This is a genomic window from Polyangium sp. 15x6, from assembly GCF_029960785.1.
GTDB lineage: Bacteria > Myxococcota_A > Polyangia > Polyangiales > Polyangiaceae > Polyangium.
This window is the reverse complement of sequence record NZ_JASBQE010000027.1, coordinates 94,624-113,527: the sequence shown is the minus strand read 5'-3', so window position 1 is coordinate 113,527 and position 18,904 is coordinate 94,624. Positions and strand designations below refer to the sequence as shown.

The window sequence follows — 18,904 nt, the reverse complement described above, 5'->3', positions numbered from 1 at the left end:
GAAAAGCCGGGGTCGTCCCGTTGACGTTGGGGGCTCCGCTCCGCGAGAAGCCCCCCGCACGCCTTGACAGTCTCGCGACGAGACGGTTCGATCAGCACGATGGAGCGGGTCGCCGACGACGTCTTCCAGCGAGCCCAAGCCCGCGTGGGCCAGGTCTTGCGTGGCAAATGGCGGCTCGACCGCCTGCTCGGCGTCGGCGGCACCGCGTGCGTCTACGCGGCCACGCACAGGAACGGCAAGCGCGGTGCGGTGAAGCTGCTCCGCGCGGAGCTCGCGACCGACGAGGAAGCGCGCCGTCGCTTCCTGCGCGAAGGCTACGTCGCGAACCGGATCGAGCATCCGGGCGCAGTCGCCGTGCTCGACGACGACAGCGCGGAGGACGGCGCGGTCTTCCTCGTGATGGAGCTGCTCGAAGGGCAGAACCTCGAGGAGCGCGGGCGCGCGCATCCCGGGGGACGCCTGCATCCGTCGGAGGTCGCGTTCGTCGCGGAGCGCTTGCTCGACGTCCTCGCGGCCGCGCACGACAAGGGCATCGTGCATCGGGATATGAAGCCCGAGAACGTATTTTTGACGAGGGCCGGCGAGGTGAAGATCCTCGACTTCGGCATCGCGCGCATGCGGGAGAATGCGGCGGTCGGGGGCGTCGGTCGCGCCACGGAGGTCGGCAGCGTGATGGGCACGCCGGCCTTCATGCCGCCCGAACAAGCGCTCGGTCACACGGCCGAGATCGACGCGCGCACCGACCTCTGGGCGCTCGGCGCGGTCATGTACTACGCGCTCTCCGGCAGGCTCGTCCACGAGGCCGAGACCGTGAACAAGGTCCTGCTGCTTGCGATGACGCGGCAAGCGCCGCCGATCGGCTCGATCATGCCCGGTTTGCCGCCGGCGTTCTGCGAGGTCGTCGATCGCGCGCTCGCCTTCGATCGCCAGCGCCGCTGGCCCGACGCGCGCACGATGCAGCGCGCCCTCCGCGCCGCGATGCAGCTCATGCCGCCGGCGCCGCCGATCACGATGGGGCCGTCCGAGGGCGGCGCCGCGTTCTCGCGAGACGCCGCGTCGCCGCCTCCTTCGCGCAAGGCCGTGCTCGTCGGCGCCGCGCTCGCGGCGGCCCTCGTGCTCGGCGGCGTTGGGTTCGTCCTCGTCCGCGCCTTCGGGACGACGCCCTCCGCGGCGGCGACCTCGCCCGCGGCACTGCACGCGCCCGCATCGTCTGCGGCCCTCGCGCCGCCAGCATCCGCGGCGACCTCCGTCGCTCTCGCGCCTCCGCCTCCGCCTTCGGCGAGCGCCGCGCCGAAGGCGGCGACGGGGCCGCGCGCCTCGCCCGTTCCGACCCCCCAGAAGAGCACGACGCCTCCACAAACAGGCGGCTCGAAGGACATCTTCAGCGAATGGTGACCTCGAAGAACGACTGCTCGACCTGGGAGCGGCGCAAGCTGCGCGCCGTGGGGCTCGGCGCGGCCCTTCTTTCGCTCTTGCTCGCGCGCCCCGCCGCGGCCGACAAGACGGACGACGACGCGCGCCGCGCCGAGGAGCTCTTCAAGGAGGCGCGCGCCGCGATCGACAGGAACGATTACGCCACGGCTTGCCCCAAGTTCGAGGAGAGCCTCGCGCTCGTCCGCCGCGCCGGCACGCTCTTCAACCTCGCGCAATGCGAGGAGCACGAGGGGCGCCTCGTCACGGCGATGCGTTATTACAAGGAGGGCATCGTCGTCCTCGACCCCGGCGATCCGCGCCTCGCGCCCTCGAAGAAGAAGCTCGCGGAGATCGAGCCGCGCATCCCGTACCTCACGATCAAGCCCAAGACCGCGCTGCCCAAGGACACCCGCGTCACGATCGACGGCAAGGAGGCCGAGGCGATCGGCGTCGCGGTGCCCATCAATCCCGGCAAGCGCACCATTTCCGTGCTCGCGCCGAAGCGCACCGAGGAGAAGTACGTCCTCGAGGTCGCCGAGGCGGAGCAGGTCGAGATCCTCGTCAACGCAGGCAAGGTCATCGTCGAGCCGCCCCCGCCCCCCCTGTTCGGGCCGCGGCGTATCGCGGGCATCGCGGCGCTCGGCGTGGGCGGGCTCGGGTTCGTCGGGGCGATCATCACGGGCGGGATCATCGTCTCGGCGAATGGCCGCGTGGAGGGAGGTTGCCCCAACGTGCAATGCGACACGGCACAGGGGTACGAGGCGGCCAAGCTCGGCAAGACGATGCTCGTGGCGAATGCGATCACGTGGGGCGTGGGCATCGCGGGGGCGGGCGCGGGGGCGGTGCTCCTGCTCCTCGACGGGAAGAAGAAGGGCCAGGAGAAGAACAAGCCCGGCCATTCCTTCGTCGTGGGGCCTGGCTTCGTGGGGGTCGAGGGGAAGTTCTGATGCGATCCACGAAGAAGACGCAGGTGCTTTCCAGGGTCCTCGCCCTGACGTTCCTCCTCGGCGCGGGCGGGTGCGTGGTCCTCGGGTACGATTTCAACAAGCAGCCGCCGGACTCGTGCAAGAAAGCGCAGGATTGTCCGGGCGAGGATACGGGGTGCGGCAAGCGTTTCTGCGACGAGGGCGTGTGCACGTACGTGGAGGTGCTGGCCAAGGGGGAAAAGCCGCTCGGCCAGCCGCTCGACGATTGCCAGGAGGTGACGTGTGACGGCGCGGGACACGAGGTGTCGAAGCCGGCGCCGGATCAGCACCCCGAAGATGGGAGCGTGTGCACCGAGGACAAGTGCGTCGATGGCACGCCGCTCTTCGTGCCTCTCGAGAACACCACGCCTTGCGGCAAGGACATGCTGCTCAAGTGCGACGGGCTCGGGTCCTGCGCGGGCTGCACGATGCCGAGCGACTGCGGAGACGACGGCCCGTGCTTGAAATGGTCGTGCCCGACCGAGAGCAAGGTCTGCATTCGTGTCTTCGAGCCGGCGGGCACCATCGTCGCGGATACGGTGAAGGGTGATTGCAAGGCCGAGGCCTGCGACGGCAAGGGGAACCTCGACCAGGTCCCGTATCCGACCGACGCGGCCGACGACATGGACCCCTGCACCGACGACATCTGCACGGACATGGGCACCGAGCACGCGAACGCGGCGAACGGCACCGCGTGCGGGATGGGCTGTCAATCGTGCACGGACGGCGTATGCGGCGATTGCAGCCCCGGGTTCGTTTGCGAGGGCATGGCCTGCGTTTCGGTGGGCGAGCAACCCGTGGGGGCGGTGTGCAAGACGAACCCCGATTGCACGACTGGCTTTTGCGTCCAGGGGGTATGCTGCGAGAGCGCGTGTGACGACAAGTGCATGGGGTGCGTCAATACGGCGACCGGAAAGCCGAACGGCGTATGCGCGCCGGCCCTCGACGGCAACAATCCAGGGGGGCGTTGCATGGGCGCGGACACCTGCGTGGGCGGGACGTGCCGGTGCGAGAATGGCGTCCAGGATGGGAACGAGCTCAAGGTCGACTGCGGCGGGAGCTGCGCGCCGTGCAAGGGCACGTGGGTTTGCAATGGGGATGCGGGATGCGGCAAGCCCATTGCGCAATGTTGCGCGTTCTTCTGCGTCGACTGCGGCGACGAGACGGAGGCGTGTTTTCAGACCCAGAGCACGGAATGCTTCATCGGAGAGCAACCGAAGTCGTTCACCGGTGGCTCGTTCTACGATTTTCCGTGTGATACATGCAACCGCATGACCTGCATTTGTCAATGAAAACTTTATCGGAACGCTTGGGGTCGCATGCGATCGCCGACTTATTTTCAGGCATTTTTTAGGGGTCTGGCCCTTTCCCTCGTCGTCGCCGCGGGCGGATGCCTGACGCTCGAGGCCCCCGGCGGAGCGCCGTGCGTGAAGGCGAGCGATTGTCCGGGCGAGGACACCGCGTGCGGGACGCGGGCCTGTGAGCAGGGGGTCTGCAGGTTCATGAACGTGCTACCCGCGGGGGAGCGACCTCCCGGCCAGCCGCTCGACGATTGCCTGGACGTGACCTGCGATGGCCTGGGGCATGCGGTTGTGAAGTCGGCGTCGGATCAGCTCCCCGACGATGGGAGCGAGTGCACCGAGGACAAGTGCGTGGAGGGGACGCCGCTTTTCGTGCCTCTGGAGCAGAACGCCCCTTGCGGCAAGGACAAGCAGCTCAAGTGCGACGGGCTCGGGTCCTGCACGGGCTGCACGATGCCGAGCGACTGCGGAGACGACGGCCCGTGCTTGAAATGGTCGTGCCCGACCGAGAGCAAGGTCTGCATTCGTGTCTTCGAGCCGGCGGGCACCATCGTCGCCGACACGGTGAAGGGCGATTGCAAGGCCGAGGCCTGTGACGGCAAGGGGAAGCTCGACCAGATCCCGTATCCGCAGGACGCGGCCGACGACGGCGATCCCTGCACCGACGACATCTGTTCGGAGACGGGCACCGTCCACGGGAACGCGGCGACCGGCACCGCGTGCGGGGTCGGCTGTCAATCGTGCACGGATGGCGTCTGCGGCGATTGCAGCCCTGGGTTTTTTTGCGAGGGCATGGGCTGCGTTTCGGTGGGCGAGCAATCCGTGGGGGCGGTGTGCATGACGAACCCCGATTGCGCGACCGGCTTTTGCGTCCAGGGGGTATGCTGCGAGAGCGCGTGTGACGGCAAGTGCATGGGGTGCGTCAATACGGCGACCGGAATGCCGAACGGCGTATGCGCGCCGGCCCTCGACGGCAACAATCCGGGCGGGCGCTGCGTGGGCGCGGATGTCTGCGTGGGCGGGACATGCCGGTGCGAGAACGGGGTGCAGGACGGCAGCGAGACGAAGGTCGACTGCGGCGGGAGCTGCGCGCCGTGCAAGGGCACGTGGGTTTGCAATGGGGATGCGGGGTGCGGCGCGCCCATCGCGCAATGTTGCAACTTCGACTGCTTCCGCTGCGAGGACCAGACAGCGGCGTGCTTCGAGATCCAGAGCAAGGAATGCTTCATCGGGGAACAGCCCCGGTCCTTCACGGCGGGGACGGTTCAAGAGAATGGTTGTGTCAACTGCAAGCGCATGACCTGCATCTGCCAGTAATCGCCCGTCGCACTTGACCTTGCCGGCCCGCCGCCCGAAGCTTGCCACGTGCCCCCGTTCCGTCCGCTCCGAGGCGTCCTCCTCGCGCTGATGTGCCTGGCGCTGCCGATCGCCGCCCACGCCGCGCCCGATGGCGCGGTGCTGGCGCCCGAGGCCGCTTCCGCCGTCGCCCCCGCTTCCGCTTCCGCTCCCGCACCCGCTTCCGCCTCCGCTCCCGCGTCCCCCTCCGCCACCGCCACCGCCACCGCCGCGCCTCCCATCGCCGAAGGCGTCCCCGTCCGCCTCCGCGACGCGCGCCTCTTCTCGATCCGTGTCCCCCGCGCCGATGAATCGCCCGAGGAGCGCGCGCGCGCCGCCTCGATGGCCCTCCGCGCGGCCGCCGAGAGCGGCGAGCAGGCCGCCGTGCGGGTCGATCGCCGCGGCGACGAAGCGCTCATCATCGTTGGGGAACGAACGGTCGTCACCTTCGGCCCCGAGGACGCCGCGGCGTCCGGCGAGGCCAGCGTGGCCGCGCTCGCCGAGGACGTCGCCGGCCGCATCCGGGTCGCGCTCGCCAAGGAGCAATCCCGCAGCGCCGCGCTGCTCACCTTGCTCTCCGTCGCGCTCGTCGTCCTCTCGGGCATGGTCGCCCTCTTTTTCGCCCGCAAAATCGGCCAGGTCGCCGACCGGGCCCGCACCTTCCTGGAAGAACACCCCGAGCGTATCCCCGCCATTCGCCTGCAATCGATCGAGGTCGTCCGGCCGGAATCCTTCCGCGCCGCGATGCTCATCGCCACGAAGGCCGCGCGTGTCCTCTTCCGGCTGGGCATTGCTTATGGCTGGGTCCTCATCGGCCTCTCCCTCTTCGAGCCCACGCGCGGGTATGCCGAGCGCCTCAGCGGCTTCGTCTTCGGCCCGCTTTATTCACTCCTCGCGCGCCTCATTGGCTCGCTCCCCTTGCTCGTCGTCGCGGTCATCGCTGCGATCGCCCTCATCGTCCTCGTCCGCTTCATCAGCCTCTTCTTCGACGGCGTCGCGCGCGGGCAGACCACCCTCGATTGGCTCCCGGCCGATCTCGCCGCGCCGACGAGCATCCTCGTCCGCGCGGCCGTGGTCATCGGGTTTTTCCTGGTCGCCGCGCCGCTCGTCCTCGGCGGCGACGACGGCGCCCTCGCGCGCGCCGGCACGGCCGTGATCGCCGCGCTCGCGCTCTCCACCACGCCCGTCGTCGCCAGCGCGGCCGTGGGGATCGTGGTCGTGTACGGCCGGCGTTTGTCGGTCGGCGATCATGCTGAAATCGGCGGACGCGCGGGAAGGGTGCGCGCCGTCTCCCTCCTCGAAGTCGAGCTCGAAGGGGAGGACGGGACCTTTCGTATCCCGCACCTGTATTCACTCGTGCGGCCCACGCGCCTCCTCGGCCCGGAGCCGCCGGTCTCGGTCGAGGTCACGCTCGAAAAGACGGCCCTCGACGAGGAGGTGCGCGATCTCCTGCGCGAGGCGGCGGGCGCCGTGGGAAGTCGGCCGCGCGTCGAGCTCGTGCGGTTCGACGCCGAGGGCGCTCGTTATCGGGTGACGGCGCATCGCGCCGGCGCGGGCGCATCGAGCGAGCTCGTGGTGCTCCTCGTCGAGGCGCTCTCCGCCGCGGAAATCCCCCTCGGGAGAGCGGGCGTGCGCGTCGTGCCTTCTATTGAGATTCTCAGGCCAAACGAAAGATCCTGACGGGCTCCTTTCGGCCGCGCACATGGAGCGGGGCCGTCGCCGACGCCTCGGGCAGTTCCAGCCCGCACGATTCGAAGACACGCGCCGTCACGAGAATCTGGGATCCGAGCTCCTTGTTGAGCCCCTCCACGCGGGATGCGACATTCACCACGTCGCCGATCACCGTGTATTCCTTTCGCTCCGACGAACCGACGTTCCCGATGAGCGCCTTGCCCGACGCGATGCCGATGCCGACCCGTGTCGCCGGAATCGATCCGTCCGCGACCAGCGCTTCGAGCCTCGACACGATCTCGATCGCCGCTTCCACCGCGTTCTTGCAATCGTTGTCGCCCCGGAGCGGCGCGCCGAACACCGCCATGAAACCGTCGCCGAGGAACTTGTTCACGATGCCGTGGTGCGCGTTGACGCTCTCGATCATGAAATCGAAGAGGGCGTTCAGGTACCCCACGACCTCCTCGGGGCTCTTTCGCTCCGAGAACGCCGTGAAATTGCGGACGTCGAGGAACATCACGCATACCTCGCGCAGTTCGCTCCGTACGTCCGCCTTCTGCGCGAGCAGCTGCTCCACCACCGCGGGCGAGACGTGCTGCCCGAACACGCTCAGGATCCGGCTGCGATCCTCGAGCGACTCCAGCGTCCGCCGAAAGCCCTTCTCCAGCCGCCGCGCCACGAACCCCGCCGCCACGCCGCTCCCGAGCAGAATGAGCGCCTTGCCGAGGTGATGCGCCGCCGACGCGAGCGGATTCGTGGCCGCCTTCGCCGTCGCGCCCTGGAGCACGAAGAACGAAAGCAGCGCGTACTCCGCCGCGGCCACGATCCCCGAGAACACGCAGAGCTTCGGATCGAGCCGCAGCGTCGAGAGCAGGATGAACACGAAATAGACGAACGCCGGCGGCAGGAGCAGCGCCTCGAACGGCTCGACGATCGACATGTAATAGACGATCGCCAACGTCGGCAGGCTCGTCTCGACGAGCGTGTCCACGTAACGCCGCGCCACGGCCGGCTTTTTGCGGCTCTGGATGAGCTTCTCGATGCCGCGCAGCGCGACGAGCTCGTAAGCGGCGAATCCGCCGAGCAAGAGGCCCACGCGGACGCGGTCGAGGCGGCTATGGAAAAACTCGGCCATCGCGCCGGGATACGACGCCGACAGCGCGAGGAACGCGATGAGCGCCCCGCCGAACGCCCCCGCGAGGAGCTGCGCCCGGAAGCGCTCGCTGATGAGGATCTCGCGCGCGAGGTTGTCGCTGATCGTCCTCCGGGCGAGGCCCTCGGCCGGGGGAACGGCGAGGGCGCTTCGTCCGGAGGCGAGCGAGCGTGGGGCCTCGGTCGGGGGCGCGAGATCCGTCATCCGGGTCTCGAGCTACGCGATCTTCTCGTCGGCGATCGTGAGCGCGGCGTCGAGCGCGGCGATGCCCTCGTCGAGCTCCTCCTCGGTCACGATGAGCGGCGGCGCGATCACGAGGTGGCTCACCCACGCGAGCACCGTGACCCCGCGCTTCGTCATCTCGGCGGCGACCGCGTCGATGACGAGCGGTTTGCGCTGCGCCTTGTCCTGCGGCGTGTTGAACGGCTCCTTCGTCGTGCGGTCCTTGACGAGCTCGACGGCCCAGAAGAGGCCGAGGCCACGCACGTCGCCGATCGACGGGTGCTTCGCGGCGAGCGCCTTGAGCTTCTGGCCGAGCAACTCGCCCATCTTCGCCGAGCGCTCGATGAGGTCGAGCCGCTTGTACTCGTTGATCGCCGCGATCGCGGGCGCGAGCGTGAGCGGATGCGCCTCGTAGGTATGGCCGTGCGCGAAGTAGTTGTCGTCGAAGAAATCGGCGATCGCGCGGCTCGTCGCGACCACGCCGAGCGGCATCGCCGCGTTCGTCACGCCCTTCGCGGTCGTCAGGATGTCGGGCGTCACGCCCCAGTGCTCCACGGCGAACCACTTGCCCGTGCGGCCCCAGCCCGTCATCACCTCGTCCGCGATGAGCAGGACGCCGCGCTTCTTCGCGTGCTCGGCGAGCTTCGGCAGGTAGTCCGGGGGCGGCACGAGCACGCCGTTCGTCCCGACGATCGGCTCCACGATGATCGCGGCGACGTTCTCCTCGTGGTCGATCATGTACGCGAGGTAATCGGCGCAGGCCGTGCCGCAGCTGCCCTGCTTTTGCTGGAGCGGGCAGCGATAACAATTCGCCTCGGGCCCGAAAATGACCCCCGGGATCTTCCCCGTCGGCTCCACGAACCAGCGGCGCAGGTCGCCCGTCGCGGCGATCGAGCCGGCCGTCGAGCCGTGGTAGGAGGTGTAGCGGGCGATGATCTTGTGTTTGCCCGTGTAGAGCCGGGCGATCTTGATGGCGGCCTCGTTCGCCTCGGTGCCGGAGGTGGCGAAGAAGAACTTGTCGAGCCCCTTCGGCATCACCTCGAGCATCTTCTGCGCGGCCTTCGCGCGGACGTCGCACGTGTACGAGGGGCCGATGAACGCGAGCTCCTTGGCCTGCGCGCAAATGGCGTCGATGACCGCCTGATTCTGGTGGCCCAGGTTCGAGCAGACGAGCTGCGACGAGAAATCCAGGTATCGTTTGCCGGAGGCGTCCCAGAAATGGCAGCCCTCGGCCTTCGTGACGTGCAGGGGCTTCCAGCCGCGCTGCGCGCGCCAGGTGCCGTAGGTATACCGCGCCGTGAGCTCGGAGATGTCGTCGGTCATGACCGCGCATCCTAGAACATCGGCCCGCGAGACGGAACGGCGGTTTTGGTGTCCGCGCCCCCTCGGATTCCAGGCTCTCGCCGAGGCTTTGGACGCGCCGGTCGACCCGTGATGCTCAGGGCATCTTGACGACGTGGAACGTCTGCACGAAGCCCGGCTTCGAGGGCGTGCCGAAGACGCCGAGCAGCTTCGAGTCGGGCACGACGTAGATCGCCTTCAGCGCCGAGATGTCGAGCTTGCCGCCGGCCGCGGTGAACGCGACGGGCTTCTGCCCTTCCTTCACGCCCTCGATCTTGCCCTTCGACCACTTGAGCTTCATCGAGAGGCTCGACACGTCGAGCTCGTCGCGGTTGTCCGGCCAGCCGATGCTGCGGATCGCCACGAACTGGCCCTCCTCGAGCTTCTGCGCGAGCTTCGGCAGGACCTCCGCGACCTTCTCGTCGAGGTGCTCCTCGCACTCGCCCGGCTGACAGACGCGCATCGGATCGCGGCTCTGCCCGTCCTCTCCGTAGAAGTGGATGTCGAGGCTGCCCGTCGACTCGGTGCGTTTCTCCATCGGCACGACGAAGAGCTTCTTCGACGCGGACCAGCCGATGCGCCGGCCGCCGCCTTTGATGATCTCCTTCGCGAGCGACTCCGACTCGCTCAAGGCCTTCGCCTCCGCGGGCTTGCGCTCGGGCGCCTTCGCCTCGGCGGCGGGCGCTTCGCCCTCGGGCTTCGCCTCGGCGGCGGGCGCCTCTTCCGCGGGCTTCTTTTCCTCCGCGGCGGGCTCCTTCGGAGCGCTTTCACCGCCGCCTTCGGGCGTGACGGGTTCTTGTGCCGGGCCGCAAGCCGGCAAGAGTGCGAGCGCGAAGGTGAGGGCGGCGAGGGAGCGAACCATGGGTGGAAACCTCCTGGGGTTTGGGGCGCGGGACGCCGCGGGCGATCCGAGGCCCCAAGCGTTGACGGGTGTGGTGCGAGGAAGCTACTCCAGCCCGAGCCCGCGCGGAAAACCTTTTCCAGGGCGCGGAGGCCGGTACACTCGCGCATCATGAAAATCCACTCACGTTCTTTCCCTTTGCCTCGCACCACGACCGGGCTCGCCCTTCGGCTCTCGGCGCTCTTTCTGCTCGCCGCGCCACTCGGCGCGTGCGGGGACGAACCTCCGGCGGGCCCCGGGCCGATCCCGCTCGACGCGCTGCGTGACGAGCTCGCGCAAGCGACGTGCGAGCAACACGTGCGGTGCGGGCTTTCGCCGGACAAGCCCACGTGCGACGCGACGCAGGGCGACGAGCAAGAGACGCTCCAGCTCCTGACGGACGCGGTGCTCGGGCTCGTGACGTACGATCCGACGGCGGGTCGCGCGTGCGTCGAAGCGGTGCGCGCATACACGTGCGAGACGCGCGCGACGTCGCTGAAGAGCATCTCCGACGCGTGCGAGGGGATGTTCGTCGGCACGGTGCGCGAGGGCGAGGCGTGCCTGCTCGCGGAGGAGTGCGCGGGCGACAGCTTCTGCGACACGTCGATGCCGACGGGCGGCGGCGTCTGCTCTCTCGGCGTGTGCAAGAAGCGGCCGGCGCTCGTGGCGGTGGGCGGCGACTGCACGACGAACCCGTGCGTCGCGTCGGCCTATTGCGATCAAGCCGCAATGCCGTTCACGTGCAAGGCGCGCAAGGACAACGGCGATGCGTGCGACGCGGTCGACCAATGCAAGGACGGGATGCGCTGCGACGTCGGCGGCAACCCGCAGACTTGTTACCTGCTGCAAAACCGCGGCGGGCAGTGCAACCCCTCGCTGCAGCAGGGCGCGTGCGTCCGGTTCGACGATTATTGCCACCCGACGGACCGCAAATGCGTGCAGCTCCCGGGCGACGGGACGGCTTGCACGATGGACAACGAATGCCTGCAATACGCGTTCTGCGACAACGGGACGTGCAAGCGGAAGGCGATCGAGGGCGAGGCGTGCATGGATGACGGGAACTGCCTCGGGACGCTTCGGTGCAGCGAAATGGTGTGCACGGTGCGGGTTTCGGATGAGGTCTGCGCGTTCTGAAGGGAGCTGAGCGCGGAAGGGATGCCGAAGCGGGGGGGCGTCCTGGCGACGTTCCGAGCTACACGGCCTCTCGATCCACCATGGCGCGTTCGAGCTTCGCATGGAGCTCGTCGAAGACCGGATCGGAGAGGGCCGCGGGGTCGGCCGTCATGCCCCGCGCCTTTAGCAACGGGACGTAGAGGCAATCGTCGAGGAGCGCGGCGCGCGCGGCCTCGAGCGCCCTGCGGTCCTCGACGCCAGCGTCGATGAGCGCGTCGAGGAAGGCGACGCGGCACGGGACGTCGTCCACGTGCTCGGCGGCTCCGAGGCCCAGGCGGAAGATCTGCGCTGCGCGTTCGTCGAGACCGAGTCGCGAGGCGAGGCCGCCGAGGTAGTGGAGATATCGCAGCACGCATGGATCGTCGGGCTCGGAGAGGCCGCGCATGGAGAGCACGCGGGCTGCGAGATCCTCCATGAGGCGCTTGCACCGGGGCAGCTCACCCGACGCTGCATGCAGACCCACGCGGTAGGTGACCCGCAGGAGCTTGTGGAATCCGCTGTTGTTCCAGGCATTGCTTTGGAGCAGAGCCGCTGCTTCCTCGAATCGCGTGAGCCTGGCGAGCGTGAGGAGCTCCATCTCTTTCAGCAGGGGGAATGGCTCCTCGCCGCAGAGCGAGCGCGCCCGGCGCAAGCAATCGAGGGCGCCGGTGAGGTCCCGGGCGACGAAGTACGTCTTGACCGAGTCGACGACGTACACGTTTTTGAGCAGATCGTAGAGCGATCGATGCTGCACCAGCGCTCGCCACGATGCGGCGTCGATCTCCAGGTCGCCCAGCCGTACGGGCTTGGCCGAGAGGGTCTCGACCACGAGCGCGAAATGGGCGAGCGCGGCCTCGTGATCGCCCGCGATGCGGCGCAGCCTGCCGAGGTTGATCCAGGGCTGGATCAGGTGCTCCCCTGCGCCCATGACGCCGTGCCGCCCGACCAGGCGCGCGGCCCATTCCAGTTGCCGCGCGCAGACCTCTGCCGCCGCGCCCGGCCGACCCCGGTAGACCTCGATGAGCCCGGTGTTGTTGCAGCACTCCTCGATGCGCAAAAAGCCCGCGTCGTCCGGCTCCAGGGCATTCATCCTGTCGATCAAATCGGACGCCCACGCACGGAGCGGCGGGCGCCGTACTCTCCCCTGTTCGGCGATCGTATCGGGGGGGAGCCATGCGTCGCGGGGATCCATGCTGGAGAGCTCCTTCGGCAACGGGTGAAATGAAAGAAGCGGCTGGCGTGGCACCACGCGCAACCGCTCCCGGACTATGCGTTAGCCCCTTTTGGAACCGCAGTTATTGGTTGGGCAGGCGAAGCCATTGGTAATGTCGCCCTTGTCCTCTTTGCGGGCGCCGCCGGACACCCCGGCGAGATCGAGATCGTCGAGCTCTGCAATCTCGAACTCGATTGCTTCCTCCGTCGACACCTTCTCGCTCGGGCTCTTCTTTCCCTCGGACATACTCCCTCCCTCCCTCCCTCCCTCCCCATCACCTGCCCATGCGCAATCCGCTGTCGGCGGTTACTATCGCCGCCTCACGACGATCGTGCAGGAGCGACGATTGGCGCCACAACCTCGATTGCTGGTCGCCGGGAGCTCCGCCTCCCCGACGTTCTCGCCGTCCTCGCTGCCGCCCGTCACGGCAGCGAGATCGAGATCGTCGAGCTCGGTGATCTCGAGCTTTACCGCGTCCTCCGTCGATACGTTCTCGTTTGCGCTCTTCACTTTGTCGGACATGTGCTTCCTCCTCTGCAGACCCGCGATGCGGGCTCATCGAGCCGCCGGACGCCCATCGTCGGAAGGCTCGATGTGCTCTTTGTCGTGCGCCGCCGTCTCCGTCCTCTCCGCGACCCCTCGAATGCGCGCCTTACGCGTCGGGTATTCGAGCAGCTCGAAGAGCTCGCTCTTCGAATGGGTCCGCGTGGGGACACACGGGCGCACGCCGTCCGTGATGCGCGGCAAGGGGCATGAGATGCCCTGGCAGCTCGGCAGTACCGCGCACTTCTGGCATTGCGAGTCGCGCTGAAATGCGGGCTCGGTCCACAACGCCATCCGATCGTCGTCGAGCTCCAGCCGACCATCCTCGTGGAGGCGCCCCACGACGTTGTTCTCGTCCTTGTCGAGCACGACCGTGCATTTCATGACCTTGCCGCTCGCGCCGATGATCAAGTTGAACGGTCGCGCGGCATAACAAACCTGCCCGCCGAGGAAGTTCACGTCCTTCAAGGTGGAGAACTTCAGGCCATGTCGATGCGCGAGCGCCTTCAGCGCGCGTTGCACCGCGTCGCGCTCGTCGTCGCCGCACACCTCGAGCTCGGGATCGTTCGGACCCCCCCAGCGCCCCACGGGATGAAAATCGAGGGTGAAACGAGGATCCCCGTGGAACGTCTTCTCCACGAGCTCGAACAGCTCCTCGAGGTAGGGATGGTTGTTCTTGTCGAAGTTGACTCGCAGCGTGACGGAAAACTCGTCACGCCGCTGCGAGAGCGCTTCGAGGTTCTGGAAGATCGTCGCGAAGCTCCCTTGCCCGTCCCGCGTCGGCCGGCTGCAATCGTGGGTCGCGGCGATGCCGTCGAGCGTGATTTGAAACGCGTTCACCCGCCAGGCGAGCAGCTTCTCCGCGATCTCGGGCGTGAGCAAATAGGCGTTCGTCGTCATGTGGCTGCGGTATGCGACCCCGTGCTTCTCCGCGATCTCGGAGAAAAACGGCCCGAGGTCCTCGACGGCCTCCCAGCCATACAGCGGTTCACCGCCGAACCACCGGATGTCCAGCGTCAAAAGCTCCTCGATTCGCCTCTCGACGAGCCGCTTGATCCCGGCGCGCACCCCCGGGCGCATCGTGCCGCGCGCGAAATCCTCGTAGCAATACGTACACCGGAAGTTGCAGTCTTCCGATGAGAGCACGAAGAGCTCGAGCCTGTCGGTCCGGTAATGCTGCTGGCCGAAGGCGAGGAGGAACTTGCGGTATTCGTCCATTCCCTTCCGGACCAGAAATCCGCGCTCCACGAGGTACCCCGCGAGCCCCTCCCGGCGCGACGCGAACCCCGGAGCCTTGAGCAACGTGAGCACCTGCGGGACTTGCGCGGGCTTGAAGACGCTGATCGCCGTGCTCAGCGTGTTCCACAGGATCAGCCGCCCATCGTCGGTCGTCGCGTGCACGTTGAAGCGCGAGGGCACCCAGGACTCGATCCTCGACGCATTCGACAGCTCTTCCGGCTCGGCCTCCGTCAGGTCATGGGGAGATTGCTGCAATACGTTCAGCCGAACGATTCGCGTTGCGTTCATGACGCCTCTCTCGCTCGTACCTAGGTCGATTACGACCGGAGCGGGAGCCGTGAGGTCGCCTGGCCGGAGCCCACGCGCCGCCTTACATGCTCCGACGCCATGAACGTCGCGAGGAGGGAGCTCGGGGGAGCCGCGATATTCGCCCTGCTACCGCTGCTCCTGTTCGGGTGCCACGACCCGGAATGCGTGAAAGCCGCGGCGCATGTCGATACTCCGCCGCCAGCGAGCCCGGGCTCCGGGGCGAGGAGCGAAAGCGTGGCAGGTCCCTCCCCACGGTTCGTCGGGGTGATCCTTTCACGAAATACCGTCGATATCGCGCCCAGGTTCGATGGCAAGATTGGCGAGGTCTCCGTTCGTCTCGGAGATCGGGTACCCGAGGGGGGCCTGATTGCCGTCCTCGACGCACCCTCGGTCGCCTTCGACGTACGCATGGCGGCGGCCGCCTTGAAGAGCGCGGAGTTGTCACGCGAGCAGGCCAAGCAGGAACTTGCCGAGGCCGAGGAGCGCTTGGCGCGGCGCGAAGGGCTCTCCGCCGAGGGCCTCACGACCGGGGAGGACGTGGCGACCGCTCGACATCAGGTCGCGATCCGGCGAGCACACGTCGAGACCCTCTCCGCGCAGATCGACGAGCGGCGCGCGAAGCTCGCGCAGCTCCGTAGAAGCAAGACGGACCTTCGAATCACCGCGCCCTTCGAGGGATACATCGCCGCCCGTTTCGTCGATCCAGGCGCCAGCGTGACGACGGAGACGCCCGTCGTGCGGCTCGTCGGTGCGCGCTCCTTGTTCGTTCGATTCGCCGTGCAGGAGAGCGAGGTCGCGCTCCTCTCCGTCGGGCGCGCGCTGCGCATCGGGACGGCCGTCGACGGGAACCCCGAGGTGGTGCTCGATGGAAAGGTGGAAAGGATCGCCCCGGAGATCGACGCGGCGTCACGAATGGTCGTCGTCGAGGCGATGATCGAGGGAGGAGATCTCCAGAACGCCGTGCTTGCTGGCCGAGGCGCGGAGGTCTCTCTCCGGCCGGACCCGTGAGGCCCCACCATGGATCGAGGTGCGTCCAGGATCTTCCGACGCGAGGCTCTCCGGAGAAATGCGGGCCGGCTCGAGGGCGACATTCTCCGCACGCCTTCCGGCTGGACGACGTGGTCGTACCGTATCCTCTTCGCTGCGCTCGTCGCCATTGTCGCATTCAGCGTCCTCGCCACGATTTCCGAGTATGCGTCCGGCCCTGCCGTCGTCTGGGTCCCCGGCAAACTCGACCTCACGGCGACCGTCCAGGGAACGGTGCATTCCATCGACATTCGATCGGGGGAGCACGTCGCGGCGGGTGAGCTTTTGATTCGCCTTCAATCGTGGCAAGCCGAAGCCGAGCTCTCGCGCGCGCAGCGCGAGTTCGATCTCCAGCTCATGAAGACCCTGCGCGATCCGTCCGACGCGCAGGCGCGGCAGACGCTCACGGCGCTTCGAACCCAGAAAGACCTGGCCAAGGCGCGGCTGGAGCAGCTCTTCATTCGCGCTCCCCGTACTGGCATCGTGGGTGATGTCAGGATTCGCCCGGGTCAGGCGGTCGCGGCGGGCGACGTCGTGCTCCACCTGCTCGACCCCAGCAGGGAGCCTTCGATTCTCGCCATCGTGCCTGCCCAGTACAGACCCCAGCTCCGCCCCGGCATGTCCATGCGCTTCGAGCTGAAAGGGTATCGCTTCGCTTACACCGAGGCGACCATCACCTCGGTCGGCAATCAGATCATCGGCCCGCTGGAGGTCAAGCGTCATCTGGGACAGGAGCTCGGGGATACGGTCGAGATCAAGGGGCCCGTCGTGCTGATCGAGTCGGTCCCCTCGTCCCCGACGTTCGAGATCGAGGGGCAACGCTTCGACTTCCATCACGGAATGAGCGGCGTGGGGGAAGTGCGCGTGCGGTCGGAGCGCGTGATCGTAGCGTTGATTCCAGGCCTTCGCGTTTTGCTCCGGAGGACACATGGATAACGAAGCGCAATCCGGAGATCTGCGCCGCCGTTTCCCGGCGCTCGCGCGCCTGGGCCAGAAGACGAAGCGCATTCCGTTCATCCAGCAGCTCGCGTCCACGGAATGCGGGGTTGCCTGCCTCGCCATGGTGCTCGGGTACCACGGCAAGAACGTCCCTTACGACGAGTTGCGCAGCCTCGTCGCGCTCGGCAGGGGCGGCACGACGGCCCGGGAGATCCTCCGCGCGGCCCGCTACCATGGGCTCCGCGGCCGCGGCGTGCGACTCGAATTGAAGGCCCTCGGGCACCTGCCCACGGCGTCGATCCTCCACTGGGAATTCGACCATTTCGTCGTCCTGGAGAGGGCCTCGAAAAAAGGGATCGACATCATCGATCCGGGCGCGGGCAGGCTCCGGTTGCCCCTGTCCGAGGTCGACCGCTCCTTCACCGGCGTCGCCCTGGTCCTCGAGCCGTCCGAGCATTTCCCTCCGCACGAGGGCGCGAGCAAGCGAACCTCTTCGTCCGGATACCACACCTTCCTGCGCGACGCGGGCGAATGGGGGCGCATCGTCACGACCTCGTTTTTCTTGCAAGCCATGCTGCTCGCTTTGCCCGTGTTGACCGGCACCGTCGTGGACCGCGTGGTGCCGCGGAGCGACCTGCACATGCTCCTCGTGCTGGCCATTGGCATCGTGGGCATCGTGGTCTTTCACCTCCTGGCCTCGCTGGTGCGTGCGCACCTCCTCCTCGACATGCGCACGATCCTGGATGCCCGGATGACCTTGAGCTTCATGGAGCACCTCATCGCGCTGCCCTACGCCTTCTTTCAGCGCCGCTCGACGGGCGATCTCCTGATGCGGCTGAACAGCAATACCCTCATCCGCCAGATCTTGACCTCCGGCATGCTGTCGGCGCTCCTCGATGGGACGATGGCGGTCGGCTATCTCGCCCTGCTGTTCATGGTGAGCTGGAAGATCGGGCTGCTCGCCTTGGCGTTCGGCATCGCTCAGATAGGCATCCTCGCGTTCACCAGCAAAAAGCGCAGAGAGCTCGACGCCCGGATGCTCGCCAGGCAGGCGCGCGCCGAGGGGTATCAGGTCGAGCTGTTCGCCAACGTGGAGACGCTCAAGTCCATGGGAGCGGAAGCGCGCGCGCTGGAGCAATGGTCGAACCTGTTCGTCGACGTGCTCAATGCTTCGCTCTCGGAGGGCAAGCTCGACGCGGCCGTGGAGGCGCTCGGCAGCACGCTCCGCATGAGCGCCCCGCTCGTCGTTTTATGGGTCGGGGCCATCCAGGTGCTCGACGGAACGATCTCGCTCGGGGTGATGCTCGCGCTCAATGCGCTGGCCGCGGGCGTCTTCGCGCCGCTGTCGAGCCTTTCGTCGAATGGAAGCAAGCTCGAGCTCCTCGGTTGTTATCTCGAGCGGGCCGAGGATGTCCGGCGGACGCCGCCCGAGCAAGCGCCTGGGAGCAAGGCCTTGAAGCGCGTGCGCGGGCACATCGAGCTCGAGCGCGTGAGCTTTCGGTACAACCCGCTCGACCCGGTGGTGGTCGACGACGTCTCGCTTCGAATCGAATCGGGGCAGTTCGTCGCCATCGTCGGCCGCTCGGGCTCCGGCAAGACGTCCCTGGCGTGCCTGCTCGCAGGCCTTTACCGCCCGGACTCTGGCAAGATCCTCTATGACGGGGTCAACCTCGCGGACCTCGATATCCGTCATGTACGCAGCCAGCTCGGTATCGTCACGCAGAAGGTTTCGCTCTTCGGGACCACCATCCGTGACAACATCTCCCTGGGAAACCCGGATGCGACCGCGGACGAGGTCATGGAGGCGGCGCGACAGGCGCATATTCACGACGATATCGACGCGATGCCGGCGGGTTATGACACGGTCCTCGCGGATGGTGGCAGCTCCCTGTCCGGCGGCCAGCGTCAGCGCCTGGCGCTGGCCAGGGCCCTCGTGCGCAAGCCGTCCATTCTGCTCCTCGACGAGGCCACGAGCGCCCTGGATGCCATCACGGAGACCGCGCTGAACGAAGAGCTGGCGAAACTGCGGTGCACGCGCGTCGTGATCGCGCACCGCCTCAGCACGATCAGGAACGCGGACAACATCCTCGTGATGCACGAGGGCCGCCTGGTGGAGCAGGGACGCCACGCAGAGCTCGTGGCCCGCGGCGGGTGGTATGCATCGCTCGTTGCAACGCAGATGGAGAAGGACGGGTAACTCCT

The 18,904-nt window shown here is 67.6% G+C and carries 16 protein-coding genes; 9 read left to right on the top strand and 7 right to left on the bottom strand.

Features of this window, described 5'->3' with window-relative positions:
• The first annotated feature begins 99 nt into the window (after window positions 1-99).
• The 5 genes from QHF83_RS21390 to QHF83_RS21370 are packed head-to-tail and all read left to right on the top strand — an operon-like array spanning window position 100 to window position 6,694.
• Window positions 100-1,395, top strand: coding sequence for a serine/threonine-protein kinase (locus QHF83_RS21390; protein WP_282419740.1), 1,296 nt, complete (start codon window positions 100-102; stop codon window positions 1,393-1,395).
• Window positions 1,389-2,360, top strand: coding sequence for a tetratricopeptide repeat protein (locus tag QHF83_RS21385; protein ID WP_282419739.1), 972 nt, complete (start codon window positions 1,389-1,391; stop codon window positions 2,358-2,360). Before QHF83_RS21390 ends, QHF83_RS21385 begins: the two co-directional genes overlap by 7 nt.
• Window positions 2,360-3,670 carry a hypothetical protein gene (locus tag QHF83_RS21380; RefSeq protein ID WP_282419738.1) on the top strand — a complete coding sequence of 437 codons (1,311 nt, stop codon included), beginning with the start codon at window positions 2,360-2,362 and terminating at the stop codon, window positions 3,668-3,670. The genes QHF83_RS21385 and QHF83_RS21380 overlap by 1 nt, the downstream gene beginning before the upstream one ends.
• Before the next feature lie 27 nt (window positions 3,671-3,697).
• Window positions 3,698-4,996, top strand: a complete 1,299-nt coding sequence (locus tag QHF83_RS21375; RefSeq protein ID WP_282419737.1) for a hypothetical protein — start codon at window positions 3,698-3,700, stop codon at window positions 4,994-4,996.
• Window positions 4,997-5,044: 48 nt separating this feature from the next.
• Entirely contained in the window at window positions 5,045-6,694 is a 1,650-nt protein-coding gene (locus tag QHF83_RS21370) for a mechanosensitive ion channel (protein ID WP_282419736.1), read from the top strand.
• On the opposite strand, the gene QHF83_RS21365 is transcribed toward QHF83_RS21370, so the two are convergent.
• The 3 genes from QHF83_RS21365 to QHF83_RS21355 all read right to left on the bottom strand — a co-directional run bounded on the left by QHF83_RS21365 (window position 6,672) and on the right by QHF83_RS21355 (window position 10,263).
• Window positions 6,672-8,042, bottom strand: coding sequence for an adenylate/guanylate cyclase domain-containing protein (locus QHF83_RS21365; protein WP_282419735.1), 1,371 nt, complete (start codon window positions 8,040-8,042; stop codon window positions 6,672-6,674). The genes QHF83_RS21370 and QHF83_RS21365 overlap by 23 nt on opposite strands.
• Before the next feature lie 12 nt (window positions 8,043-8,054).
• Complete coding sequence (locus tag QHF83_RS21360) at window positions 8,055-9,383, bottom strand: aminotransferase class III-fold pyridoxal phosphate-dependent enzyme (protein WP_282419734.1); 1,329 nt, start codon at window positions 9,381-9,383, stop codon at window positions 8,055-8,057.
• A gap of 115 nt (window positions 9,384-9,498) precedes the next feature.
• Window positions 9,499-10,263, bottom strand: a complete 765-nt coding sequence (locus QHF83_RS21355) for a hypothetical protein (RefSeq protein WP_282419733.1) — start codon at window positions 10,261-10,263, stop codon at window positions 9,499-9,501.
• Window positions 10,264-10,413: 150 nt separating this feature from the next.
• Between QHF83_RS21355 and QHF83_RS21350 the strand changes: the two genes are divergently transcribed.
• Window positions 10,414-11,415, top strand: a complete 1,002-nt coding sequence (locus tag QHF83_RS21350) for a hypothetical protein (RefSeq protein WP_282419732.1) — start codon at window positions 10,414-10,416, stop codon at window positions 11,413-11,415.
• Between the two features lie 58 nt (window positions 11,416-11,473).
• On the opposite strand, the gene QHF83_RS21345 is transcribed toward QHF83_RS21350, so the two are convergent.
• From QHF83_RS21345 to QHF83_RS21330, 4 genes are all read right to left on the bottom strand, one after another.
• A complete protein-coding gene (locus tag QHF83_RS21345; RefSeq protein WP_282419731.1) occupies window positions 11,474-12,523 on the bottom strand; it encodes a hypothetical protein in 1,050 nt (349 codons plus the stop codon).
• 183 nt (window positions 12,524-12,706) lie between these two features.
• Window positions 12,707-12,892, bottom strand: a complete 186-nt coding sequence (locus tag QHF83_RS21340; protein ID WP_282419730.1) for a hypothetical protein — start codon at window positions 12,890-12,892, stop codon at window positions 12,707-12,709.
• Between the two features lie 63 nt (window positions 12,893-12,955).
• Complete coding sequence (locus tag QHF83_RS21335; protein ID WP_282419729.1) at window positions 12,956-13,168, bottom strand: hypothetical protein; 213 nt, start codon at window positions 13,166-13,168, stop codon at window positions 12,956-12,958.
• A gap of 33 nt (window positions 13,169-13,201) precedes the next feature.
• Window positions 13,202-14,716, bottom strand: a complete 1,515-nt coding sequence (locus QHF83_RS21330; protein WP_282419728.1) for a radical SAM protein — start codon at window positions 14,714-14,716, stop codon at window positions 13,202-13,204.
• A gap of 255 nt (window positions 14,717-14,971) precedes the next feature.
• Here QHF83_RS21330 and QHF83_RS21325 point away from each other — a divergent pair, with 255 nt between their 5' ends.
• Genes QHF83_RS21325 through QHF83_RS21315 form a run of 3 tightly spaced genes read left to right on the top strand, consistent with a single transcriptional unit; the run spans window position 14,972 to window position 18,899 of the window.
• Entirely contained in the window at window positions 14,972-15,745 is a 774-nt protein-coding gene (locus QHF83_RS21325; RefSeq protein WP_282419727.1) for an efflux RND transporter periplasmic adaptor subunit, read from the top strand.
• Between the two features lie 9 nt (window positions 15,746-15,754).
• Window positions 15,755-16,699, top strand: coding sequence for an HlyD family efflux transporter periplasmic adaptor subunit (locus QHF83_RS21320; RefSeq protein ID WP_282419726.1), 945 nt, complete (start codon window positions 15,755-15,757; stop codon window positions 16,697-16,699).
• A complete protein-coding gene (locus QHF83_RS21315) occupies window positions 16,692-18,899 on the top strand; it encodes a peptidase domain-containing ABC transporter (RefSeq protein ID WP_282419725.1) in 2,208 nt (735 codons plus the stop codon). Before QHF83_RS21320 ends, QHF83_RS21315 begins: the two co-directional genes overlap by 8 nt.
• Window positions 18,900-18,904 lie beyond the last annotated feature (5 nt).

Coding starts and splice junctions, on each gene's coding strand:
- QHF83_RS21390 (WP_282419740.1), top strand. CDS start 100: ATGGAGCGGGTCGCCGACGACGTCTTCCAGCGAGCCCAAGCCCGCGTG.
- QHF83_RS21385 (WP_282419739.1), top strand. CDS start 1,389: ATGGTGACCTCGAAGAACGACTGCTCGACCTGGGAGCGGCGCAAGCTG.
- QHF83_RS21380 (WP_282419738.1), top strand. CDS start 2,360: ATGCGATCCACGAAGAAGACGCAGGTGCTTTCCAGGGTCCTCGCCCTG.
- QHF83_RS21375 (WP_282419737.1), top strand. CDS start 3,698: ATGCGATCGCCGACTTATTTTCAGGCATTTTTTAGGGGTCTGGCCCTT.
- QHF83_RS21365 (WP_282419735.1), bottom strand. CDS start 8,042: ATGACGGATCTCGCGCCCCCGACCGAGGCCCCACGCTCGCTCGCCTCC.
- QHF83_RS21360 (WP_282419734.1), bottom strand. CDS start 9,383: ATGACCGACGACATCTCCGAGCTCACGGCGCGGTATACCTACGGCACC.
- QHF83_RS21355 (WP_282419733.1), bottom strand. CDS start 10,263: ATGGTTCGCTCCCTCGCCGCCCTCACCTTCGCGCTCGCACTCTTGCCG.
- QHF83_RS21350 (WP_282419732.1), top strand. CDS start 10,414: ATGAAAATCCACTCACGTTCTTTCCCTTTGCCTCGCACCACGACCGGG.
- QHF83_RS21345 (WP_282419731.1), bottom strand. CDS start 12,523: ATGAATGCCCTGGAGCCGGACGACGCGGGCTTTTTGCGCATCGAGGAG.
- QHF83_RS21340 (WP_282419730.1), bottom strand. CDS start 12,892: ATGTCCGAGGGAAAGAAGAGCCCGAGCGAGAAGGTGTCGACGGAGGAA.
- QHF83_RS21335 (WP_282419729.1), bottom strand. CDS start 13,168: ATGTCCGACAAAGTGAAGAGCGCAAACGAGAACGTATCGACGGAGGAC.
- QHF83_RS21330 (WP_282419728.1), bottom strand. CDS start 14,716: ATGAACGCAACGCGAATCGTTCGGCTGAACGTATTGCAGCAATCTCCC.
- QHF83_RS21320 (WP_282419726.1), top strand. CDS start 15,755: ATGGATCGAGGTGCGTCCAGGATCTTCCGACGCGAGGCTCTCCGGAGA.
- QHF83_RS21315 (WP_282419725.1), top strand. CDS start 16,692: ATGGATAACGAAGCGCAATCCGGAGATCTGCGCCGCCGTTTCCCGGCG.